Here is a 617-nt window from a genome sequence, read left to right as displayed (position 1 = left end):
CTCACAGAACGACATGGCTACGATCCGACTTCTCGGTGGCGACGACCCGCAGCGCCGCCCGCGTGTCCCGCAGCACGTCGGTGCCGACGTCGAGGTCCGCCCCGACTGCCCCTTCCCGCGTGCCGCACGGCACGCTCGTGGTCGTGGAATCCGAGGGCAACGGCCGGATGTGCCTGACCCTGCCCGAGACGCTGATCTCGGTCGTCGGCATCGAGAAGATCGTGCCGGCGTGGCAGGACCTGGAGGTGTTCCTGCAGACCCTCCCCCGCTCCTCCTCTCCCCCCCTCCTCTCCCCCCTCCCCCCGACAACAAACGCACCGGTCCGGCCGCCGTCGCCCCGCGGCGTGCCGGGCAACGCGGCAGACGCCGTCGTCGTCCCACGCTCGCGACTGCCCCCCGGTCATCCCGCCGACCCCCGTGCTCAGCTGTGCCGATGCCTGCCCCCTGCAGGCGTCAACGTACTTGAAATGACCATGAGAAGAACGGGCGACAATCGGCCGGGTGGCCGACACGCGGTGCCTCGTTGTGGACGCACCTGTGCCGGAGGGCGCGCTTCGGCGCATCATGGAAGGACTCCGGCCCCCGGGGAGGTGCTCCGTGTCGCAGCCCTATCCGTC

1 protein-coding gene is annotated in these 617 nt (G+C 70.8%); it reads left to right on the top strand.

The features are described 5' to 3' along the window. Nucleotides 1-35: 35 nt before the first annotated feature. Nucleotides 36-617 (top strand): LUD domain-containing protein (locus PUT07_RS35735; protein ID WP_379241380.1); only part of this gene is annotated, 582 nt, incomplete at its 3' end.

The sequence above is a fragment of the Paenibacillus sp. MAHUQ-63 genome (assembly GCF_028765165.1).
In the GTDB taxonomy this organism is placed as follows: domain Bacteria; phylum Bacillota; class Bacilli; order Paenibacillales; family NBRC-103111; genus Paenibacillus_E.
This window is presented reverse-complemented; position numbering and strand designations above follow the sequence as displayed.